Origin of the sequence: Mycobacterium sp. (assembly GCF_050700595.1) — a bacterium.
In the GTDB taxonomy this organism is placed as follows: Bacteria; Actinomycetota; Actinomycetes; order Mycobacteriales; family Mycobacteriaceae; genus Mycobacterium.
Genome location: NZ_JBOHHI010000064.1, coordinates 1 through 20,302 on the forward strand (window position 1 = coordinate 1; position 20,302 = coordinate 20,302).

The following is a 20,302-nucleotide window of genomic DNA, read 5'->3' on the forward strand; positions in this document are numbered from 1 at the left end:
CAGCTCCGGGCGGTCGCCGGCGACCGCGGGCTGGCGGGCGGTGATCTTGGCGCCGTTCTCGGCGGGTTCGGGTACCTCGACGGTGACCTGTTCGCCGGCGCCCTCGGCCGCTTCGGCCTCGATTGCCCCGGCCCGCACGGTGATTACCGGGGTATCGCCGTTGGCCTGCGCCTCGACAGTGAACGCGCCACCGAAGATGGAGTGGGTTCCCTTGCCGCCCTCCTTGACATCGATGACGTCGACCAACAGCCCGGACCCGATCCGGGCCGCAAGCCGACCCGCGATTTCCTTGCCGTCGGGATTGGCGGCCAACAGCACGGCGGCCGGGGCGGCCGATTCGGCCAGTGCGGCCAGCACGTCGACATACGGGGTGATCAGATACTTGTCCACGCTGTCGGATTCAGCGACGTAGATCTTGGCGGCGCCGGCCGCCTTGAGCCCGTCGGCCAGCGACGCGGCGGTCCCGGGGGCGCCAACCACGACGGCGGCGGGCTCGCCCAACACCCGGGCGGCGGTGATCAATTCGGAGGTGACTTTCTTCGGCGCGCCTTCAGCGTGCTCGACGAGCACCAGTACTTCAGCCATGTTGTCTCTTCCTCGCAGCGTCTCTAGTTAATTGTGGGTGACCCGATGCGCCCGGCTCCGCCGCGCTTGCGATCCCCCACTAGATGATCTTCTGGGCAACCAGGTACTCGGCGATCTTGGTGCCGCCCTCGCCCTCGTCGGGGATCTTTTCGCCGGCGGTCTTGGGCGGCTTGGGGTTCGACGCCAGCACGCTCGACCCGGCGTTGGCCAACCCGACTTCGTCGCCCTCGACGCCGATCTCGCCCAGAGTCAGAACGGTGACTTCCTTCTTCTTGGCGGCCATGATCCCCTTGAACGACGGGAAGCGCGGCTCGTTGATCTTCTCGTTGACGCTGACCACCGCGGGCAGCGAGGCCTCGATGGTGAAGACGCCGTCGTCGGTCTCCCGCTCGCCGGTGATCTTGCCGTCCTCGACCGACAGTTTGCGCAGGTGCGTGAGCTGCGGCAGGCCCAGGTACTCGGCAATGATCGCCGGCACCGCGCCGCCGACGCCGTCGGTGGACTCGTTACCGGCAATCACCAGCTCGGTGCCCTCGATGGTGCCCAGCGCACGCGCCAGTGCCCACCCGGTCTGAACCACATCGGAGCCGTGCATCCCGTCGTCTTTGAGATGCACGGCCTTGTCGGCGCCCATCGACAGTGCCTTGCGGATCGCCTCGGTGGCCCGCTCCGGGCCCGCGGTCAATACGGTCACCGATCCCTCGGTGCCGTCGGCGGCCTCTTTTTCCCGGATCAGCAACGCCTCTTCGACAGCACGCTCGTTGATCTCGTCCAGCACAGCGTCGGCGGCCTCGCGGTCCAGGGTGAAGTCGCCGTCGGTGAGCTTGCGCTCCGACCAGGTGTCTGGGACCTGCTTGATCAGGACCACGATGTTCGTCATGAGTGTGGTTTGTCCTCCTCGACAAGGTCTTGCAGCCGTCGGCTACAAGACCTGGATCACGTTTCACGCACCCGCACGGCAATGTTACTCGCGGGTAACTTTGTCCGGTTTGCTCTCACACCATAGCGGGTCGTCCTGCGGGTTCCCGCGCCCGTCTCCGGCCAACCATTCGCGATCGGTGCGCCAGGGGCTAGCCTGCCTTTGACATGAGCGCATTCGTTCCCGACCTCCCCGACCCGGTCTTGACGCTGACCGGCGAACGGACCATCCCCGGTCTGGACGTGGAGAACTACTGGTTCCGGCGCCATGAGGTGGTCTACCAACGGTTGGCGCCGCGCTGCGCGGGCCGCGAAGTGCTCGAGGCCGGCTGCGGAGAAGGCTACGGCGCAGACCTGATCTCTCGCGTCGCGCGCCGGGTGATCGCGCTGGACTACGACGAGACCGCGGTTGCCCATGTGCAGACCCGCTACCCACGGGTGCAGGTGCTGCACGGCAACCTCGCCGAGCTGCCGCTGTCCGACTCGTCGGTGGACGCCGTAGTGAACTTTCAGGTCATCGAGCACCTGTGGAACCAGGCCGGGTTCGTCGCCGAGTGCCTGCGGGTGTTGCGACCGACGGGGCTGCTGATGGTGTCCACGCCCAACCGGATCACGTTCTCCCCCGGCCGCGACACCCCCATCAACCCGTTTCACACCCGCGAGCTCAATGCCGACGAACTGACCGGGTTGCTGGTCGACGCCGGGTTCGCGCTGGACGGGATGTACGGGGTTTTTCATGGGCCGCGGCTGTGTGAAATGGACGCCCGGCACGGCGGCTCGATCATCGACGCTCAAGTCGCGCGGGCAGTGACCGGCGCGCCGTGGCCGGCGGAGCTACTGGCCGACGTCACCGCGGTGAACGCGGCCGACTTCGACCTCGTCGACGCGGATGCCCGGGATATCGATACCAGCCTGGATTTGGTCGCGATCGCGGTGCGCGCATGACTAAGGTGCCGGGTCTGTTCACCCTGGTGCTGCACACCCATCTGCCGTGGCTGGCCCACCACGGCCGTTGGCCCGTCGGCGAGGAGTGGATCTACCAGTCCTGGGCAGCGGCGTACCTGCCGCTGCTGCGGGTGCTGCACACCCTGGCCGGCGAGGACCGGCACAAGCTGATCACGCTCGGGATGACGCCGGTGGTGACCGCGCAACTCGACGACCCGTACTGCCTCGACGGCATGCACCACTGGCTGGCCAACTGGCAGCTGCGCGCCACCGAAGCCACCAGCCTGCCGGAGCCCTTGCGGGCGTTCGGGATTCGCGAGCTTGCCGAGACAGAGCGGGCACTTGAGGACTTCGCCACCCTGTGGCGCCACGGCGCCGCCCCGTTGCTGCGCAGCCTGATCGACACCGACACCGTCGAACTGCTCGGCGGCCCGCTGGCCCACCCGTTTCAGCCGTTGCTGACCCCGCGGCTGCGCGAGTTCGCCCTGCGCGAAGGCCTCGCCGACGCACGTCTTCGGTTGGCGCACACGCCGGTCGGCATCTGGGCGCCCGAATGCGCATACGCCCCGGGCATGGAACACGACTACGCCGCAGCCGGAGTCGGTCACTTCATGGTCGACGGCCCCTCGCTGCACGGCGACACCGCGCTGGGCCGGCCGATAGCAGACACCGACGTCGTGGCGTTCGGGCGCGATCTGCAGGTCAGTTACCGGGTCTGGTCGCCGAAATCGGGCTACCCCGGGCATGCCGCCTACCGCGACTTCCACACCTACGACCACCGAACCGGCCTCAAACCGGCCCGAGTCACCGGCCGCAATGTGCCGTCCGAGGCCAAGGCGCCGTATGAGCCCGAGCGCGCCGACCGCGCGGTCGACGTCCACGTCGCCGACTTCGTCGGTGTGGTCCGGGGACGACTGCTGGCTGAAGCCGAACGCATCGGACGGCCCGCGCACGTGGTCGCCGCCTTCGACACCGAGTTGTTCGGCCACTGGTGGTATGAGGGACCGGTGTGGCTGCAGCGGGTGCTGCGGGCGCTGCCGGAGGCCGGGGTACGGGTCGGTACGCTGTCCGATGCGATCGCCGACGGATACCTCGGCTCGGCGGTCGAATTACCGCCCAGTTCTTGGGGTTCCGGCAAGGACTGGCAGGTGTGGGCCGGGGAGAAGGTGGCCGACCTGGTGCAACTCAACACCGAAGTGGTCGACACCGCGCTGAGCGCCGTCGACAAGGCGCTCGCCCAGACCGCGTCGCTGGACGGACCCATTCCCCGCGACCACGTCGCCGATCAGATCCTGCGCGAGACGCTGTTGACGGTGTCCAGCGACTGGCCGTTCATGGTGAGCAAGAACTCCGCAGCCGACTACGCCCGCTACCGAGCGCACCTGCACGCGCACGCCACCCGCGAGATCGCCGATGCGCTGGCCTCGGGCCGACGCGAGGCCGCGCAGCGGCTGGCCGACGGCTGGAACCGCGCCGACGGCTTGTTCGGCGCGCTGGACGCGCGGAGGCTGCCCCGATGAAGGTCACTTCTTGCCGCGAGCGTGCGTGTCCCCGGTCCGACACGCCGCTTTTTGACCGGTTTTGCGCACGCTCGCGCCGAAAGTGGCTGCCGCGATGAAGATCTTGATGGTGTCGTGGGAGTACCCGCCGGTCGTGATCGGTGGGCTCGGCCGGCACGTCCATCACCTGTCGACAGCCCTGGCCGCGGCCGGTCACGAGGTCGTGGTGCTGTCCCGTCACCCGTCGGGAACCGACCCGAGCACCCACCCGTCGTCGGATGAGATCCATGAGGGCGTCCGGGTGATTGCCGCCGCGCAGGATCCGCACGAGTTCACTTTTGCTGACGACATGATGGCCTGGACGCTGGCGATGGGCCATGCGATGACCCGGGCTGGGTTGTCGCTGGACTTCACCCCAGACGTCGTGCACGCGCATGACTGGCTTGTGGCCCATCCGGCGATTGCGCTATCCGAATTCTATGACGTGCCAATTGCTTCCACGATCCACGCGACCGAGGCCGGCCGGCACTCCGGCTGGGTTTCCGGCCCGCTGAGCCGGCAGGTGCACGCCGTCGAATCGTGGCTGGTGCGGGAATCCGATTCGCTGATCACCTGTTCGGCATCGATGCGCGACGAGATCACCGAGTTGTTCGGCCCCGGGCTGGCGGAGATCACGGTGATCCGCAACGGAATCGATGCGAGCCGTTGGCCTTTCGCCGAGCGCCGCCCGCGCAACGGCCCGCCGGAACTTCTGTATGTGGGCCGGCTGGAGTACGAGAAGGGCGTGCACGACGCAATTGCCGCGCTGCCGCGGATCCGGCGCACGCATCCGGGTACCACGCTGACCATCGCCGGGGATGGCACCCAATACGACTGGCTGGTCGACCAGGCTCGCAATCACCGGGTGCTCAAGGCGACGACGTTCGTCGGACGGCTCGACCACGCCGAGCTGCTTGCAGCGCTACACCGCGCCGACGCCGCGGTGCTGCCCAGCCACTATGAGCCGTTCGGGCTCGTCGCACTGGAGGCCGCAGCTGCGGGAACCCCGCTGGTGACGTCGAACATCGGAGGCCTGGGTGAGGCAGTGATCAACGGCGAGACCGGGATGTCCAGCCCGCCACGCGATGTGGCCCGCCTTGCCAAAGCGGTGCGTGCCGTGCTCGACAGCCCGGCAGCCGCGCAGCGCCGCGCCCGGGCCGCACGGGAGCGCCTCACGTCCGATTTCGACTGGCACACCGTGGCCGAAGAGACCGCGCAGGTGTACCTGGCGGCCAAGCGGGGCGAACGTTCGCCGCTGCCCCGGTTGCCCATCGTCGAGCATGCGCTGCCGGACCGATAGGCCGGTGAGCGGGATGCGCCTTTAGCGTCGAGCGATGGGTTTGGTGCATTCCAGCGTGGTCAACGCGGGTCGGGCGTCGGCATGAACCACCAGACGTCGCATGCGGGTGTGTGCATCGACTTCGATCCACCCATTCGGCGTGTTATCGGCTCGCGCGACCACTCCGCGCTCACGGTGACGGTGGCCGACCCCGACGGGCTTCTCGAAGCACTCGATGACCTGATCGACGGTTGAGCAGCCAGATGTGCGTGGACAACACCGTGGCGAACGCACACCAGACGGGATAGAGGGCTAGCGGCGCGGCGCCCGCCCCACGGACGTCGATTGCCCGGCGGGTCAAATCCGCGCTGCTCGCGGCCAGTGCGGCGGCAGCGGCCGCCGATGCCGCAAACGCGTGCCGGTTGAAGAACAGCCACGACCAGCCGCCGTTGAGGACAAGGTTGAATCCAAGCGCCGCCAGGTAGCCGCGAAGCTTCCGGGTGTCTCCCCGGTCGTGAAGCTCGTCGATCGCCGATGCCGAGACGACTGCGATGTCGGCGTAGAGCACGGGCCACACCACCGGAAACACGACTGCCGGTGGTTGGTAACGCGGCTTGCGCAGTTGCGCATACCAATTCGATTGGACAGCAGGCTTACTCGCGAGGCTGCCCACCGCTGCCGCGGCAGCGACCGACGCGCCGGTGGCGATCAGGGTAGAAACGCGCATTTTCAGTCCTCTCGTCACGACGGCGCTTTGAGATCGTCCTGAAACCATCGCATGGCGTCGATCAGGGCGGCGAATACCCGGTGCGCCGCAGCCAAATCCGCGTCGCGCAAGTCGGCCATCGCGGCATGGGTGTGCGTGGCCAACGGGGCGAAGAACGCGCCGGCCACTTCACGACCGTGGTCGGCGTAGCGCAGGATGACCTTGCGACGATCGGCAGGGTCGGACTCACGCCGCAAGTGACCGGACTCGATCATGCGCTCCACCAGGTAGGTGATCGCGGCGCCCGATACCCCCATCTTCTGCCGTAACTCGCCCGAGGCGAGCGGGGCGCCGGCGGTTTCGGCCACGAGAACATGCAGCAGCGCGCGGAAGTCGCTGGGGTGCACCTGGTGGATGGCCGCGAACAGTCGGCCGATCTGATCGGATTCGGCGGTGAGAGCACGCGCATCGGCAGCGATCAGCGCTTCAAGCTCCGCGCGCCCAGCGGAGCCGTGGTCGGGATTCATCGGACGTCGAGCATATCGCGACAACAACAGTTTGTTAAGTTGATTAATTATTAAGCGTCTGAAATGCTTGGCTGCGTGATCTGGGAGCGCCTGTCGGCCGTGGTCACCGGGCGTCGTTCATGGCTTCTGCCAGTCGCGATCGCCGTGCTGTCGGGTGCGCTGATGGCTTCGATCGGCGCCAACGCGGCTGCTAGCCAGTCGCCGATGCTGGTACCGGCGTCGTCGGATTCGGCGAGGGTTGCCGAGGCGGTTTTGCAGTTTCCCGATGGTGAGCGGGCGCCGGCGATCCTGGTGATCACGCGGACCGACGGGTCACCGCTCACGCCCGCTGACCTGTTCGCCTGCGAGCAGGCGCGGGATCGCATGCAGGCTGTGCCCGATGCGCGGCCCGGCGCCTCCACGCCGCTGATCGCCTCCGCCGACGGCAAAGCAGCGATCGCGACTGTCTCGGTGAGCACCGATCTATCCGGATTCGCGCTGACCGACGCGGTGAAAGCCGTGCGGGCCGCTGCATCCGATGGTCTGCCGCCCCGGCTGACGTCGCACGTCACCGGTGGACCCGCATTCGGCGCCGATATCGCCAACGCGTTCTCCGGCGCCAACGTCACTCTGCTGGTGGTGACGGCCCTGGTCGTCGCCCTGCTGCTGATCGCTACCTATCGCTCACCGATTCTGTGGCTGGTGCCGCTGACCGTGATCGGGTTGGCCGACCGGGTCGCCACCGCGGTCGGGACAGTGGTCGCGGGAGCCACCGGGTTGACATTCGACGGCTCTACTTCCGGTATCACCAGCGTGCTGGTCTTCGGGGCCGGCACCAACTACGCGCTGCTGCTGATCTCCCGCTACCGGGAAGAACTTCGCGAACAGACCGATCATCGCATCGCGCTCGCCGCGGCGGTGCGCGCCGCCGGCCCGGCGATCGTGGCCAGCAATGCCACTGTGGTGTTGGCGCTACTCACCCTGATCCTCGCCGTAATTCCGAGCACCCGAAGTCTGGGCGCGTGTGCGGCGTGCGGACTAGTCGTTGCGGCCGTGTTCGTGCTGCTGGTATTGCCGCCGCTGCTCGCGCTGTGCGGCAGACGGATTTTCTGGCCCTTGATCCCCCGGTCCGGAACCGCACCGGCCGTCGCGGCCGGAGTATGGCACCGTGTCGCCCGGGCCGTCAGCGCTCGGGCCGGCACCGTCTGCGCCGTCGCGGTCGCTGTACTAGTGATGTCAGCCATCGGTTTGCTTGGTACCCGTATCGGGCTGTCGCAGACCGAGCAGTTTCGTATCCGGGCCGACTCGGTGGCGGGGTTCGACACCCTGGCGGCCCACTTCCCCGGCGGCGCAGCCGATCCGACCGTCGTCGTCGCCTCCACCGCACGAGCCGTACAGGTGCAGCACGCCATCACGGGCACACCCGGTGTCGTATCGGCGACCGCCGCGGGCCAGTCGCCCACCGGACTAACGAGGTGGTCCGTGGTGATCGACGGCGCTCCGTCGTCAACAGCTGCATTCAAAACTATTGGCGCGCTGCGACAATCGGTCACTGCGGCAGATGCGACGGCTCTGGTCGGAGGATCGGATGCCCAATCGCTCGATGTCCGCGACGCCGCCGCGCGAGACCGGCTTGTGCTGATCCCGGCAATCCTGGCCGTCGTGCTGCTGGTGCTCTACGTACTGTTGCGCGCTCTGCTGGCGCCACCGGTCCTGGTCGCCGCCACCGTGCTCAGCGCGCTGGCGGCGCTGGGCCTCGGCGGCTGGGCCAGCATCCACGTGTTCGGTTTCCCGGCGCTGGACAACAGCACACCGCTGTTCGCGTTCTTGTTCTTGGTGGCGCTCGGGGTCGACTACACCATCTTTCTGGTCACCCGCGCCCGCGAGGAAACCCCGCAATACGCCGCCGGCGACGGCATGGTGCGCGCAGTCTCCGCTACCGGGGCGGTGATCACCAGTGCCGGGATCGTGCTGGCCGCAGTGTTCTGTGTGCTCGGTGTGCTGCCGCTGATCGTCTTGACCCAACTGGGCATCATCGTTGGACTGGGCATCCTGCTGGACACCTTTGTAGTTCGCACACTGGTGATTCCGGCGCTCTTCGCGCTGATCGGCCGGCGCATCTGGTGGCCTACTTTCCGCCGATGCGCTGATAGCGACGCAGCGCTTCCGCCCGCTCCAAGCCGTGCTCGACGATCGGTTGCGGGTAGTCCGGCGGCCGTTGGCCCTTCCGCAGGTGGACGTCATCGACGTTAGCCAGCTCGGGAACCCAGCGTCGAACGTAATCGCCGTTGGGATCGAACTTTTCGCCCTGCGTCGTCGGGTTGAACACCCGGAAGTACGGGGCCGCGTCGGTGCCGCATCCCGCGCACCACTGCCAGCCGTGCTGATTGTTCGCCATGTCACCGTCGACCAGTTGCTGTAAGAACCACCCCGCACCCCACTGCCACGGCAGGTGAAGATCTTTGACCAAGAACGACGCGGTGATCATCCGGACCCGGTTGTGCATGAAACCGGTCGCACGCAATTGACGCATGCCGGCGTCGACGATCGGAAAACCGGTTTCGCCGGATTTCCACGCCTCGAACAACCGTTTGGCGTCGGCCCCGGTGTCGGTCTCGATGGCATCGAATTCGCGGTTCCAGTTCCACCATGCGCTATCCGGCCAATGATGCAGCACCGCTGCATAGAAGTCGCGAAACGCCAACTGGCGCAGGTATGCTCGCGGTCCGCTGCGGTGCAGATCCAAATCGGCCACCATGGTGCGCGGATGGATGGTGCCGAACTTCAGGTGGGCCGACATCCGGCTGGTGCCGTCCCGGTCGGGGCGGTTGCGGTCCTCGGCATAGCGGTCTAATCCGTCCTCGACGAAGTCGCGCCATTGCCGCAGCGCCGCAGCTTCGCCAGCCGGCACGTCAAGGTCGGCACCGGGGTCGGGGATCGCCGCCGGCTTTGCGGCCTTCTTTGACATGTGGGCCGGGTCAAGCCAGCGTGCCGACTCACGCCCGGATCGGGCCGGCGCCCGCCAGCCGAGCTCGCGCCACTGGCGGAAGAATGGTGTGAAAACTTTGTACGGGGTGTCGTCATTTTTGATGGCCCGTCCGGGCGAGACCAGATACGGAGACCCCGTCGCCACGAAAGGCAGCTCCCCCAAAGCCACCCGCACCCGCTCGTCGCGGCGCCGCCCGAACGGCGCGAAATCCTCCGAAACATGTATGGCAGAAGCACTGACATCGTTGGCGATCGACGGAATTCGCTCTTCTGGCCATCCACGGGTAACCAGAAGGCGGCCATCAAGGTCGGCTCGCAGTTGACGCAAACTGTCGGCCAAGAATTGCATTCGGCGTGCCCCCGACGACGCTTCCAGACGCGGATCTAGCACGAAGCAGGCGAGCACTTCATCGTCTTCAGAGACAGCAGCCAGGAGCGCTGGAAAATCCTGCAACCGCAGATCACGACGAAGCCACAACACGGTCGGCATCGTTTTATCCTGCCTTCCGGGGCGTCGGCATGCAGCCACCTGCTTGCGCGGGTCGGCGACCCCGTCGAACTCGTGTGTGTCGATGTCGGTCGTGTACGGCGGTCAGGTAGCGACGACCCCGATCAGCACGAACTGCAACCGATCAACTCGACCTCATCGGTGGACGTTGGATGCGATGGTTAGACAGACTTTGCTCGGATTGTCGTTGGATCGAGTAGACACCGAGACTGATAGCTTCACCATTTAGCAGCTACCCGCGCTTCCCCGGGGAGAAACGACCAGGATGTCCACCGAGCTTTCCTACACCGACCTGCCACCCCGTATCGCCGAGCAGCTCGCCCACGGCGATCCGGCGATCCGAGCGCTCCAAGATGCCGAGCAGTTTCTAGCCGAGCTCCCTCCGACGAAAACGCCGACGCCGAGCCGTGACGGGGACGAAGAGCAGTTAGGCCAGACCACGGCGGTGCATCGATTCGTTGCTGCCCCCGGCGACAGTGAGACTCTGACGTGGCACTTGGTGGAAGCCGGCGATGCTTCGGCTCACACGGTGATCTTTTTGCACGGCGTTCCGGACTCGTGGTGGCAATGGCATTACGCATTGGAGAACCTCAGCGACCGGTATCGCTGCGTCGCGGTTGACCTCAAAGGCTACGGCCAGTCCGACAAGCGGACCGGCGACTACCGGCAAGCCGGTGTCGCCGCCCAGATCCAGGCGCTGCTCGATGAAATCGGGGTCGGTCAGTTCACGTTGGTGACCCATGACCGCGGCACCCCCATCGGCGATCACCTCGCCGGCAACCTGGGCGATCGGGTGACCGGCTACGCACGGGGCCAACAGCATCTGTGGCACCTACACCCCAGCTTGCATCCCCAAGAGCAGCTGTTCCTTTCTCCCGAGGCACCGGCATTGCTCAGCGATGCGCGGCGATTCGTCAGCACCGCGTACACCTGGCTCACCAAAAGACCAGTGGCCCAATCGGATCTGATTCGCGCCATCGAAGAATTCAGCCACCCGGGGATCGCCAGCGCGGTACCGCGTTACTTCCATTCCTCGTCATTCCGCCAGGAATGGATTGATCGACGCACCCGACTCATTCACTCGTGGACCGCTCCCGTACTGCTCCTGCAAGGGGCCGACGACCCGGTGCAGCCCCGTGAGTTTTACTCAGACCCTGACGTTTTGGGCATGTTGCCCGAAGGCAGCGACGTACATCTGTTCGACACCGGTCACTTTTGGCCGTTCGAGGCGCCGCAGGAAACCGTCGAGGCCGTCGGCAGCTTTTGTGACCGCCTCAGGTCTGGCTGACCTCAAGGCAAAATCTCAGGAGGATAGCGATGAGCGATCATGTCGGCGCCCACAAAGACCTGCACAGTGAGCAGGGCGCCGGTAAGGGCGAGCACCCGGGCCGCTCGCCGAATCCGGTCATCAAGGTGGCCGACATAGCGTGGTTGGAGTTCGAGAAGCCCGATCTGACCCGTGCGGAAACCTTCGCGCACGCCTTCGGTTTCGCCACCTCAGCGCGCACCACCGACGAGCTGCACCTGCGCGGCACCGACGGGGCGTCACCCTGTGCGCTCATCCGGCGGGCCCGGTGCGCACGTTTCGTCGGGGTGGCGTTCACCGCCCAAGACGAAGCCGACGTGCTACGGCTGGCCGAGGCGACCGGTGCCGCGACGCGACCGCTGCCAGAGGAGCTCGGTGGTGTCGCGGTGGACCTGGTCGACCCCGGCGGGAATTCGGTGTGTGTCGTCGCCGGCACACATCGGCTCGAGCCGCTGCCGGGGCAAGCAGCCCATGTGTTCAACGTCGATCACGAGCTGCGCCGCGCCAACGCTACTCAACGCCCACCGCGCGAACCGGCCCGGGTGCAGCGGCTGGGACATCTGGTGCTGCAGACGACGAAGTACATGCAAACGCTCAATTGGTATCTCGATCATCTCGGAATGGTCGTCAGCGACTTCCTCTACTTCCCCGGTCAGCGTGAGCGCGGACCGACGATGGGTTTCATCCGGTGCGATCGCGGCCGAACCCCTGCCGACCATCACACACTCGCCATCGCGTTAGGACCGACGAACCGCTACGTCCATTCGGCATATCAGGTCTGTGACCTGGACGCGATAGCCGCCGGCGGTAAGCATCTGGCCGAACAGGGCTATCAGCACTCCTGGGGCATCGGCCGTCACCTCCAAGGCAGCCAGATCTTCGACTACTGGCGCGACACCGACGGTTTCCTCGTCGAGCACTTCAGCGACGGCGACATGTTCGACTGCACGCTCGAGCCCGGCTGGGCGCCGTTCACCGCTTCCGGTCTGGCGCAATGGGGACCGCCGGTCACCAAGGACTTCCTGGGCACCACTCCCCGATTGCTTCGCCACGAACTGCGCTACATCGTCAGCGCGCTGCGTGACGACAACGAATTCGACTTCACCCGGCTGCGCGGCCTTTTGAAGGCGGCCAACTCATGACGGTCTCGATCCTGCGTACCGCCGAAGGCTGGTGGGTGCAAACCGCCGCCCGGGCCGCACGGATCGACACGACAGCGACGACGACACGAGAATTGCTGTCCGATCGCGAGGCTGTCAACGCTGCTACCGACACCGCCGACACGGTACCGATCGAGAGTCTTTGCCTGCTTTCCCCGGTGACCGCCACCTGCCGGGTGGTCGCCCAGATGACTAACTTCGCCTCGCACGCCAAAGATGCCGGCATGGACCCAAAGACGGTCCCGTTGACGTTCTTTCGCAAGGCGTCGGGTTCAATCAGCGGACCGTTCGACGACATCGTCAAACCCGACCACGTCAGGTTCTTGGACTACGAGGTTGAGATCGGCCTGGTCATCGGCAAGGACATGGCCGTGGGCGCCACGATCACCGATGCGAACCTGTCTGACTACATCGCCGGCCTGGTCGTGACCAACGATGTCTCGGCCCGCGATGTCCAGTTGACCAAAACGCAGTTCTACGAGGCAAAGTCTTATCCCACGTTTACTCCGGTCGGTCCGGCGCTGGTACTGCTGGACGGCGACGAACTCATGCGGTTCGTCAATCTGCGGCTGCTGCTGCGGGTCAACGGCGAAACCCGCCAAGACATGACCGTCGGCGGTGACATGATCTATCGGCCGTTGCAGGCGTTGAGAGGTCTGGCGCAGTTCCAGCGGCTCGACGCCGGCGATCTGGTGTTGACCGGGACGCCGGTGGGCACTGCGCTGAGCGCGCCACCCAAACCGGTCGAAAAGCTCGGCGCGCTCCTGCCGGCGGCCGCGAAATGGCGGCTGTTCTTCAAAACCCAGACCAGAAACCCGAAATACCTGCATGACGGTGACGTCATCGAAGCCAGCATCGCCACCGACGACAGGTCCATCGACCTCGGACAGCAGCGCACCGTGGTGAGATTTCCGCGATGAGCCTGCCGGACCCGCTCGTTAGCGGGCCGCTTTTTTGCGTTCGATGTCGGCCAGCGCCGCCGCCAGCTCGGCCCGCTGGGCGGCCGAGGTCTCCCAGGCCAGCTGACGGTTCTTCACCACCTTGGCCGGTGCGCCGACCGCAATCGAGAAGTCCGGGATGTCGCCGCGGACCACCGCGTGCGAACCCAGCACGCAGCCGCGGCCGATCGTGGTGCCGCGCAACACCGTCGCCTTCACACCGACCCAGGTGTCCGGCCCGATCCGGACCGGGCTCTTGAGAATGCCCTGGTCTTTGATCGGCAGCGTGATGTCGTCCATCCGGTGGTCGAAATCACAGATGTAGCACCAGTCAGCCATCAGCACCGAATCGCCGATCTCGATGTCGAGGTAGGTGTTGATGACGTTGTCCCGGCCCAGCACCACCTTGTCGCCGAACCGCAGCGAGCCCTCGTGCGCGCGGATCGTGTTCTTGTCCCCGATGTGCACCCAGCGGCCGATCTCCAACCGGGCCAGCTCCGGAGTCGCGTGGATCTCCACACCCTTGCCGAGGAACACCATGCCGCGGGTGATGATGTGCGGGTTGGCCAGCTTGAACTTCAGTAGCCGCCAGTAGCGCACCAGGTACCACGGGGTGTAGGCACGGTTGGCCAGCACCCACCTCAGCGATGCCAGCGTCAGGAATTTGGCCTGGCGTGGGTCGCGCAACATCGATCCCCGCCACCGACGATGCAGCGGTGCGCCCCACATGGTCGTCATGGCCGGACAGCCTACGCGAAGGCGCACCGGTTACCCTCCTGCTGTGCCACTCGCCCGCCTTTTGTCGCCGAGTGTGCGGGTTGTGGACACAAAAAGCGCCATATTCAGGCATAACCCACACATTCGATGCGCCGTGGCGGCTGCTGCGGCGACGCTGTTGGCGGTCACGCTGAGCGGCTGTCACAACACCGACTCCTGGGTCGACATCGCAGCGGCGCAGGGATGGCCGGCGCAGTACGGCGATGCGTCCAACAGCAGCTACACCGCGACGGCCGGTGCCACCAGACTTCAGCTGGGCTGGACCCGCTCGGTGAAGGGCAGCCTGGCGGCCGCAGCGGCACTGTCCGGCCGCGGCTGGCTGGCGGTCAACGCGCAAACACCGGGCGGCTGCTCGCTGATGGAGTGGGAAAACGACAATGACGGTCGGCAGCGCTGGTGTGTCCGGTTGGGCCAGGGCGGCGCCTTCGCCGGAGCGTTGTTCGACGGCTTCGACAATCTCTACGCCGGCCAGCCCGGGACGATCATGTCGTTTCCGTCCACCCAGTGGACCCGCTGGCGCGCACCGGTGATCGGAATGCCTTCCACGCCGCGGATTCTCGACAAGGGCCAACTGCTCGTGGTCACCCACCTGGGCCAGGTGCTGGTGTTCGACGCTCACCGCGGCACCGTCGTCGGCAGTGCCCTGGACCTGGTCGACGGCATCGACCCGACCGATTCGAGGCGCGGCCTGTCGGATTGTGTGCCGGCTCGTCCCGATTGCCCGGTCGCGGCAGCACCGGCCTTTTCCGCGGCCAGCGGGGCGGTGGTGCTTGGCCTGTGGCAGCGGGGTGCGACCGCGGCGGTGGTGGTCGGACTCAAATACCATCCCGGCCAGACCCCGTTGCTCACCCAGGAATGGACCAGCGACGCCGTCGCCGCCGGAGTGCTCGCCAGTCCCGTGCTGTCCGCCGACGGGTCCACCGTGTACGTCAATGGCCGCGACGAACGGCTATGGGCACTGCATGCCACCGACGGAAAGCCGAAATGGTCGGTGCCGCTGAAGTTCTTGGCGCAGACGCCACCCACGGTGACGCCGGGCGGGCTGATCGTGGCGGGCGGCGGCCCCGACACGCAACTGGTTGCGTTCAAAGATGCCGGCGATCACGGCGAGCAGGTGTGGCGCCGCGACAACGTCAACCCGCTGTCGACATCGAGCCTGGCCGCCGACGTCGGCTACACGGTCGCCCGCGCAGAGCCCGGGATGTCGCTGCTGGTCTTCGATTCACGCGACGGCCGCAGCCTGGGCAGCTATCCGCTGCCGGAAGCCACCGGCTACCCGGTCGGGGTGTCGATAGGCCGCGACCGCCGCGTCGTCGCGGCCACCAGCGACGGTCAGGTCTACAGCTTCGCGCCGGCGTAGCCCAACTGTCCGCTACACCGTCAGCGGCGGGATCGCGTTGCGCGGCACCCGTACTTGGGTGGCGCCGGCGAAGGACGGGACCAGTTCACCCGGCGCGAAGTAGAAGATCAGGTCGTCGTCGGTGATGGCGAAGTTCTGGTAGTGCGACGGGTCGAGGCCGGTGCCCGGCAGGATCGCGGCGCCCAGCCCGGTCTGGCGCCCCACTTCGCGCTGCACGATCGGGTAGATGACGTCCAGCGGTTTGGCACCGGGAGCAAATAGCGTGTCGAAGGTGATCGGCTGGCGCCGCCCGAGGTCGTAGTTGAACGACTTGTAGAAGGTCGACGGGCGCGGCCCGCCGAGGTCCTCGAAGACCTTGAGCACCACGCTGCGGGTGTCGCGCGGCGGTTGCCCGGACCGCTGCTGCTCGGAGGTCACCTCCATCTGATAGGGCATGTCGCGCGGTCCCGAAGTCTGGGCGACGTTGACGAATCCGTCCCGGTTCTGAGTCAGGTAATCGGTGAGCGCCTGCTGGTCGGGATAGTCGACCGGGAAGGTCATGTCGAGCTTGTAGGTGGTGTTGCTGACGTGCACGTGGCACATCTGCCCGGCCTCGACGGTGCCGCCCATGCCGGCGCAGGGCGGATCGGCGGCCGCCACCGGCTCGCCCGCCAGTGCCACCAGGGCCCCGGCGGCCAGCAGTGCGGCCATGATCACAGCGCGCATCGTGATTTGTCCTCGCAGACGGAAAACCGGGCGGTGACGCCCGGAAAATGACAGCGATCAGCCTACCCGGGCCCCGATTGCGCCGGACCGCAAACGAACACCGTCGCAACAGCGGCCCGTCGCGACCCGACGCGGGTGACGACCACCGACAGCGGTCGCTCACCGCGCAGCCGCAGCCGTCGACGCAGGGCATCCGGGTCGACGTCCACCCCGCGCACCAGGATCTCCAGCGACCCGCAGTGCAGCGCCGACAGCGCCCGACCCAACCGCCGCTCGTTCAACGGCAACTGCTGGAGAACCTCGAAGCCGCGCACCCCCGGCGGCAACCGGTCGCCGGACAGGTAGGCGATGTCCGGGTCGAGTTGCCACAGCCCATGCCGCGCGCCGTAGTGGCGCACCAGACCGGCCCGCACCACCGCGCCGTCGGGGTCGATGATCCATCGCCCGGCGGGCCGCACCGGGCAGTCGTCCGGCTCGGCGTCGGTGATCTGTTCACCGCGGTCGAGGATGCTGGCTCGGCGGCGCACACCGGCTTCGGCCAGACCGGCCGACCACAGGCAGGCTTCTCGCACCGACCCGCGATACGACGTCACTTCGATCTCCCCGTCGAAGCCCAGACGACGGATCTGGTCGAAGTCGATTCCGGGAGCGGCTTTTACGACAAGCTGCCGATCCCGATAGACCTCCAGCAATTGGTCCAGAGCGGGCTGGTAGTCGCGTGGGTTGAATCGTCGGCGCCCACCACGGCGCCGGGCCGGGTCGACGACGACCGTCGTGTCCCGGGTCACCGGCTGCAGCGCGTCGGCGCGGCACAGGTCGACCGTGGCGCCTACGTTGTGCCGCGCCATGGCCAGCCGTACCGGGTCGATGTCACTGCCCAGCACCCGGGCCGCCAAGGCCCGCAGTGCGGCGAGTTCGGTGCCGATCGAGCAGGTGATGTCGTGGACGACGCTATCTGTCAGGGCACCGGCCAGTCGGCGCGCCCGGTGCAGGGCGACGGGTGCGGCGCTGGCCTGTTGCAGCGCCTCGTCGGTGAACAGCCACTCGCCGGTGCCGGGCAGCTCGGAGAGCTTCGTGGCCGCGCGCCGCCGTAGCAGCACGGTTTCCACCAGGGCCGGCGTGCGCTGGCCGAATTGGGCACGCACCGCGGCGATGTCGGCCACCCGGTTGGTCAGCGCGAACCCGGCGACGACGTCCAGCGCCGCGCAGCCCGCCTCCGACGTCAGGTAGTTGACGTCGTCGAGCCCGAAGTTCAGGACGGCTTGACCCCGGTGATCATCACGTTGTAGAACCAGCCCTTCGGCACCACCCGACGCCACAGGTTCTCATCAACCCAGGTCAGGGTCTTCCAACTGGTGAACGCGAACTTGGCCCAGTTCCGCCCCAGCCGCCCCGGCGGCACCGCGTACTCGAACGTGCGCAGCGGCCAGCCCAGCATCGCGCCGGTGAACTCCACGGTGGTGGTCTGCACGTCGGCTGCGCCGGCGTTCACGGCCATTTGTGCCAAGTCGGCGGGCGCGAACGTGTGCAGATCGACGACGGCCTCCAACGCCGCGGCACGAGAGGATTCGTCGAGTTCGGCCTGCGGGCGCCGCCAGCCGCCCAGACCGGGCAGCCTGGTGACATTGGTGGTGATCCGCCAGGTCAGCGTGGACAGCGCCCGGGCGTAGCCGTCGCCGACCGTGGTCGGTTCCCCGGCGAACACGAACCGGCCACCGGGCCGCAGCACGCGCAGCACCTCACCCAGCGAGAGCTCGACGTCGGGGATGTGGTGCAACACGGCGTGACCGACTACCAGGTCGAACGTGTCGTCGTCGTACGGGATGCCCTCGGCGTCGGCGACCCGGCCGTCGATGTCCAACCCCAGCGACCGCCCGTTGCGGGTGGCCACCTTGACCATCCCCGGCGACAGGTCGGTGACCGAACCGCGCCGCGCCACCCCGGCCTGGATCAGGTTGAGCAGGAAGAAGCCGCTGCCGCAGCCCAGCTCTAGTGCACGCTCGTACGGGAGGTTGCGCAGCTGGCCGCTGGGCACGGTCGCGTCGAACAGGTCACACGCATAGTCGACGCAGCGCTTGTCGTAGGAGATCGACCACTTGTCGTCGTAGCTCTCGGCCTCGCAGTCGTGATAGAGCACCTGAGCGAGCTTGCGGTCGTGCCGGGCCGCTGCCACCTGTTCGGCCGTGGCATGCGGCTGCGGCGCCGGATCGGTACTCGTCATCGTGCGCCTAGCCTAGTTGCCGCCTGAATTGGGCAGAGTCCGGCGGGCGGCGAACACCTCGAGATAGCGGCGGCGTTCGGCGGCCCGGCGCTGTCCAGGGGTCAGTTCATAGACGGCGTCGATCCCGGCCTTGGCCGCGGCCAGCGCCTGTCGCGGGCCATCGACGAAGCGGCCGGCCCAGGCCGCGGCCGCGTCGTAGACGTCGTCGGGGGCCACCATCTCGTCGATCAGGCCCAGCGCCAGCGCCTCGTCGGCATCGAAGAAACGTCCGCTGTACACGAGTTCCTTGGCCCTGCTCACCCCCACCGTGCGGGCCAGCCGCGCCATTCCATCGCCGTCGGGGATCAAACCGGCCAGGATCTCCGTCGCGCCGTACCGCGCGTTGTCGCCGGCCACCCGCCAATCGGTGGCCAGCGCCAGCGTCAGGCCGGCTCCCAGCGCGTAGCCGGTGATCGCGGCCACGGTCGGCTTCGGGATCGCCGCGACGGCCTGCACGGCGTCGCCACGGACCCGCGCCGCGGTTTCGGCCTCCGGCGCGGTCAGGGTCCGCAGTTGGTGCACGTCGTCGCCGGCGGAAAAGATCTCGTGCCCGCCGAACATGACCACTGCCGCGATGTCGTCGCGTCGCCCCAGCTCGGCGGCGGCCTGCGCGATCTCCCGATAGACCTGTCGAGTCATGGCGTTGGTGGGCGGTCGCGAGAGCGCCAGGGTTGCGACGCCGGGGTGGTCTACCCCCGGGTGGATGCCGACGAATTCGCTCACCGCCACCGCCACCGCCACCGCCTGCCGCGCGCCTGGTTGTAGCGATCGGAGTCGAAGAACTCGATCTCCCAGTTGTCGCCGTCGGCGGTCAAATCCGCTTGCACGGCAACGATCTGGCGCTGCACCGCCAGCACGTCGGCGACGGTGTGGCCGGACAGCGAATCCAGTTGCGTCCAGGTCGGCGGCAGCAGGAAGGTGTGGCCGGCCGCGAAGTCGTCGATGGCGGCCTGCGGGGTCGTCCACCCGGCGCGATCGGATTCGGTGTTCTCCCCGTCGGCGCGCTGGCCCTCCGGCAGCGCCCCGACGAAGAAATAGGTGTCGTAACGGCGGGTGCGCTCGGCTTCGGGAGTCACCCAGTTCGCCCACGGCCGCAGCAGATCTGCCCGCAGCACCAGATTCTCCCGGCGCAGGAAGTCGGCGAACGACAGCGTCGCATCGGCCAGCGCCAACCGGGACTCGCGGTACACCGAGGCGTCATCCACGATGCTGTGCGGAGCGTCGGCCGGCCCGGCGAACAGCACCCCGGACTCCTCGAAGGTCTCGCGGGCGGCCGCGCACACCAGCGCCTCGGCCAGGTCGGTTTCGATGCCGAACCGCTTCGCCCACCACGACGGTTCCGGGCCCGCCCAAGTGATCGGTGCGTGCCGGTCACGATCGTCGACGCCGCCGCCGGGAAACACCATCACCCCGGGAGCGAACTCCATGCCGGAGTGCCGTCGCATCAAGAAAACCGCGATGCCCTCGGGGGTGTCGCGGACCAGCATGATCGTCGCCGCCGGCCGCGGCGTCAGAGGTATCGGCGGGTCGGTCATGCACGCCGCCGGTGAGCCGCGCGGGTGCGAGTGCGCCGGGCGAAGTAACGCCCGTCGATCACGTCCACCGCAATCGACTGGCCGAACGCCGCGGCCAGATTCTCGCCGGTCAGCACGTCAGGCAGCAAACCCGACGCGACAACCCGTCCCACCGACAGCAGCATGCAATGGCTGAAGCCGAGCGGAATCTCCTCGACGTGGTGGGTGACCAGGACCAGCGCCGGGGCGTCGGGATCGGCGGCCAGGTCGCTCAGCCGCGCCACCAGTTCCTCGCGGCCGCCCAGGTCC

Annotated in this window: 17 protein-coding genes and 4 pseudogenes; 9 read left to right on the top strand and 12 right to left on the bottom strand. The window is 67.3% G+C overall.

The window, feature by feature from the left end:
- A pseudogene (locus ACRDTL_RS06180) lies at positions 1-585 on the bottom strand (electron transfer flavoprotein subunit alpha/FixB family protein); the annotation flags it as partial.
- Between the two features lie 79 nt (positions 586-664).
- Entirely contained in the window at positions 665-1,465 is an 801-nt protein-coding gene (locus tag ACRDTL_RS06185; protein ID WP_431505829.1) for an electron transfer flavoprotein subunit beta/FixA family protein, read from the bottom strand.
- A gap of 206 nt (positions 1,466-1,671) precedes the next feature.
- Here ACRDTL_RS06185 and ACRDTL_RS06190 point away from each other — a divergent pair, with 206 nt between their 5' ends.
- The 4 genes and pseudogenes from ACRDTL_RS06190 to ACRDTL_RS06205 form a co-directional block, all read left to right on the top strand.
- Positions 1,672-2,448, top strand: coding sequence for a class I SAM-dependent methyltransferase (locus tag ACRDTL_RS06190; RefSeq protein WP_431505830.1), 777 nt, complete (start codon positions 1,672-1,674; stop codon positions 2,446-2,448).
- Complete coding sequence (locus ACRDTL_RS06195) at positions 2,445-3,968, top strand: 1,4-alpha-glucan branching protein domain-containing protein (protein ID WP_431505831.1); 1,524 nt, start codon at positions 2,445-2,447, stop codon at positions 3,966-3,968. Before ACRDTL_RS06190 ends, ACRDTL_RS06195 begins: the two co-directional genes overlap by 4 nt.
- Positions 3,969-4,062: 94 nt before the next feature.
- The gene (locus ACRDTL_RS06200) at positions 4,063-5,286 is read left to right on the top strand and encodes a glycosyltransferase family 4 protein (protein WP_431505843.1); all 1,224 of its coding nucleotides are present in this window, start codon (positions 4,063-4,065) and stop codon (positions 5,284-5,286) included.
- 102 nt (positions 5,287-5,388) lie between these two features.
- Positions 5,389-5,499: pseudogene (locus ACRDTL_RS06205) on the top strand (hypothetical protein); the annotation flags it as partial.
- Here ACRDTL_RS06205 and ACRDTL_RS06210 read toward each other — a convergent pair.
- Positions 5,456-5,992 carry a TspO/MBR family protein gene (locus ACRDTL_RS06210; RefSeq protein ID WP_431505832.1) on the bottom strand — a complete coding sequence of 179 codons (537 nt, stop codon included), beginning with the start codon at positions 5,990-5,992 and terminating at the stop codon, positions 5,456-5,458. The pseudogene ACRDTL_RS06205 and the gene ACRDTL_RS06210 overlap by 44 nt on opposite strands.
- A gap of 14 nt (positions 5,993-6,006) precedes the next feature.
- On the bottom strand, positions 6,007-6,498 hold the full coding sequence (locus ACRDTL_RS06215) for a MarR family winged helix-turn-helix transcriptional regulator (RefSeq protein ID WP_431505833.1): 492 nt from the start codon (positions 6,496-6,498) through the stop codon (positions 6,007-6,009).
- A 75-nt stretch (positions 6,499-6,573) separates the two neighbouring features.
- Here ACRDTL_RS06215 and ACRDTL_RS06220 point away from each other — a divergent pair.
- A pseudogene (locus ACRDTL_RS06220) lies at positions 6,574-8,610 on the top strand (MMPL family transporter); the annotation flags it as partial.
- Here ACRDTL_RS06220 and ACRDTL_RS06225 read toward each other — a convergent pair.
- On the bottom strand, positions 8,606-9,955 hold the full coding sequence (locus ACRDTL_RS06225; protein ID WP_431505834.1) for a cryptochrome/photolyase family protein: 1,350 nt from the start codon (positions 9,953-9,955) through the stop codon (positions 8,606-8,608). The pseudogene ACRDTL_RS06220 and the gene ACRDTL_RS06225 sit on opposite strands and share 5 nt — an antisense overlap.
- 283 nt (positions 9,956-10,238) lie before the next feature.
- On the opposite strand from ACRDTL_RS06225, the gene ACRDTL_RS06230 reads away from it, so the two are divergent.
- Genes ACRDTL_RS06230 through ACRDTL_RS06240 form a run of 3 tightly spaced genes read left to right on the top strand, consistent with a single transcriptional unit; the run spans position 10,239 to position 13,359 of the window.
- Positions 10,239-11,261: an alpha/beta fold hydrolase gene (locus tag ACRDTL_RS06230; protein WP_431505835.1), complete on the top strand. Its 1,023-nt coding sequence runs from the start codon at positions 10,239-10,241 to the stop codon at positions 11,259-11,261.
- 29 nt (positions 11,262-11,290) lie between these two features.
- Positions 11,291-12,421, top strand: a complete 1,131-nt coding sequence (locus ACRDTL_RS06235) for a VOC family protein (RefSeq protein WP_431505836.1) — start codon at positions 11,291-11,293, stop codon at positions 12,419-12,421.
- Positions 12,418-13,359: a fumarylacetoacetate hydrolase family protein gene (locus ACRDTL_RS06240; RefSeq protein WP_431505837.1), complete on the top strand. Its 942-nt coding sequence runs from the start codon at positions 12,418-12,420 to the stop codon at positions 13,357-13,359. The genes ACRDTL_RS06235 and ACRDTL_RS06240 overlap by 4 nt, the downstream gene beginning before the upstream one ends.
- Before the next feature lie 18 nt (positions 13,360-13,377).
- On the opposite strand, the gene ACRDTL_RS06245 is transcribed toward ACRDTL_RS06240, so the two are convergent.
- Positions 13,378-14,115, bottom strand: a complete 738-nt coding sequence (locus ACRDTL_RS06245) for an acyltransferase (RefSeq protein ID WP_431505838.1) — start codon at positions 14,113-14,115, stop codon at positions 13,378-13,380.
- A gap of 133 nt (positions 14,116-14,248) precedes the next feature.
- Between ACRDTL_RS06245 and ACRDTL_RS06250 the strand changes: the two genes are divergently transcribed.
- Positions 14,249-15,514: a PQQ-binding-like beta-propeller repeat protein gene (locus ACRDTL_RS06250; protein WP_431505839.1), complete on the top strand. Its 1,266-nt coding sequence runs from the start codon at positions 14,249-14,251 to the stop codon at positions 15,512-15,514.
- 12 nt (positions 15,515-15,526) lie between these two features.
- On the opposite strand, the gene ACRDTL_RS06255 is transcribed toward ACRDTL_RS06250, so the two are convergent.
- The 6 genes and pseudogenes from ACRDTL_RS06255 to ACRDTL_RS06280 form a co-directional block, all read right to left on the bottom strand.
- Positions 15,527-16,219: an esterase gene (locus ACRDTL_RS06255; RefSeq protein WP_431505840.1), complete on the bottom strand. Its 693-nt coding sequence runs from the start codon at positions 16,217-16,219 to the stop codon at positions 15,527-15,529.
- Between the two features lie 62 nt (positions 16,220-16,281).
- Complete coding sequence (locus ACRDTL_RS06260) at positions 16,282-17,514, bottom strand: THUMP-like domain-containing protein (RefSeq protein ID WP_431505844.1); 1,233 nt, start codon at positions 17,512-17,514, stop codon at positions 16,282-16,284.
- The gene (locus ACRDTL_RS06265) at positions 17,472-18,440 is read right to left on the bottom strand and encodes a class I SAM-dependent methyltransferase (RefSeq protein ID WP_431505841.1); all 969 of its coding nucleotides are present in this window, start codon (positions 18,438-18,440) and stop codon (positions 17,472-17,474) included. The genes ACRDTL_RS06260 and ACRDTL_RS06265 overlap by 43 nt, the downstream gene beginning before the upstream one ends.
- 12 nt (positions 18,441-18,452) lie before the next feature.
- Complete coding sequence (locus ACRDTL_RS06270; protein ID WP_431505845.1) at positions 18,453-19,208, bottom strand: enoyl-CoA hydratase; 756 nt, start codon at positions 19,206-19,208, stop codon at positions 18,453-18,455.
- Positions 19,199-20,014, bottom strand: coding sequence for an NUDIX hydrolase (locus ACRDTL_RS06275; protein ID WP_431505842.1), 816 nt, complete (start codon positions 20,012-20,014; stop codon positions 19,199-19,201). Before ACRDTL_RS06275 ends, ACRDTL_RS06270 begins: the two co-directional genes overlap by 10 nt.
- Positions 20,011-20,302, bottom strand: a pseudogene (locus tag ACRDTL_RS06280) (ABC transporter ATP-binding protein); the annotation flags it as partial. The gene ACRDTL_RS06275 and the pseudogene ACRDTL_RS06280, both read right to left, overlap by 4 nt.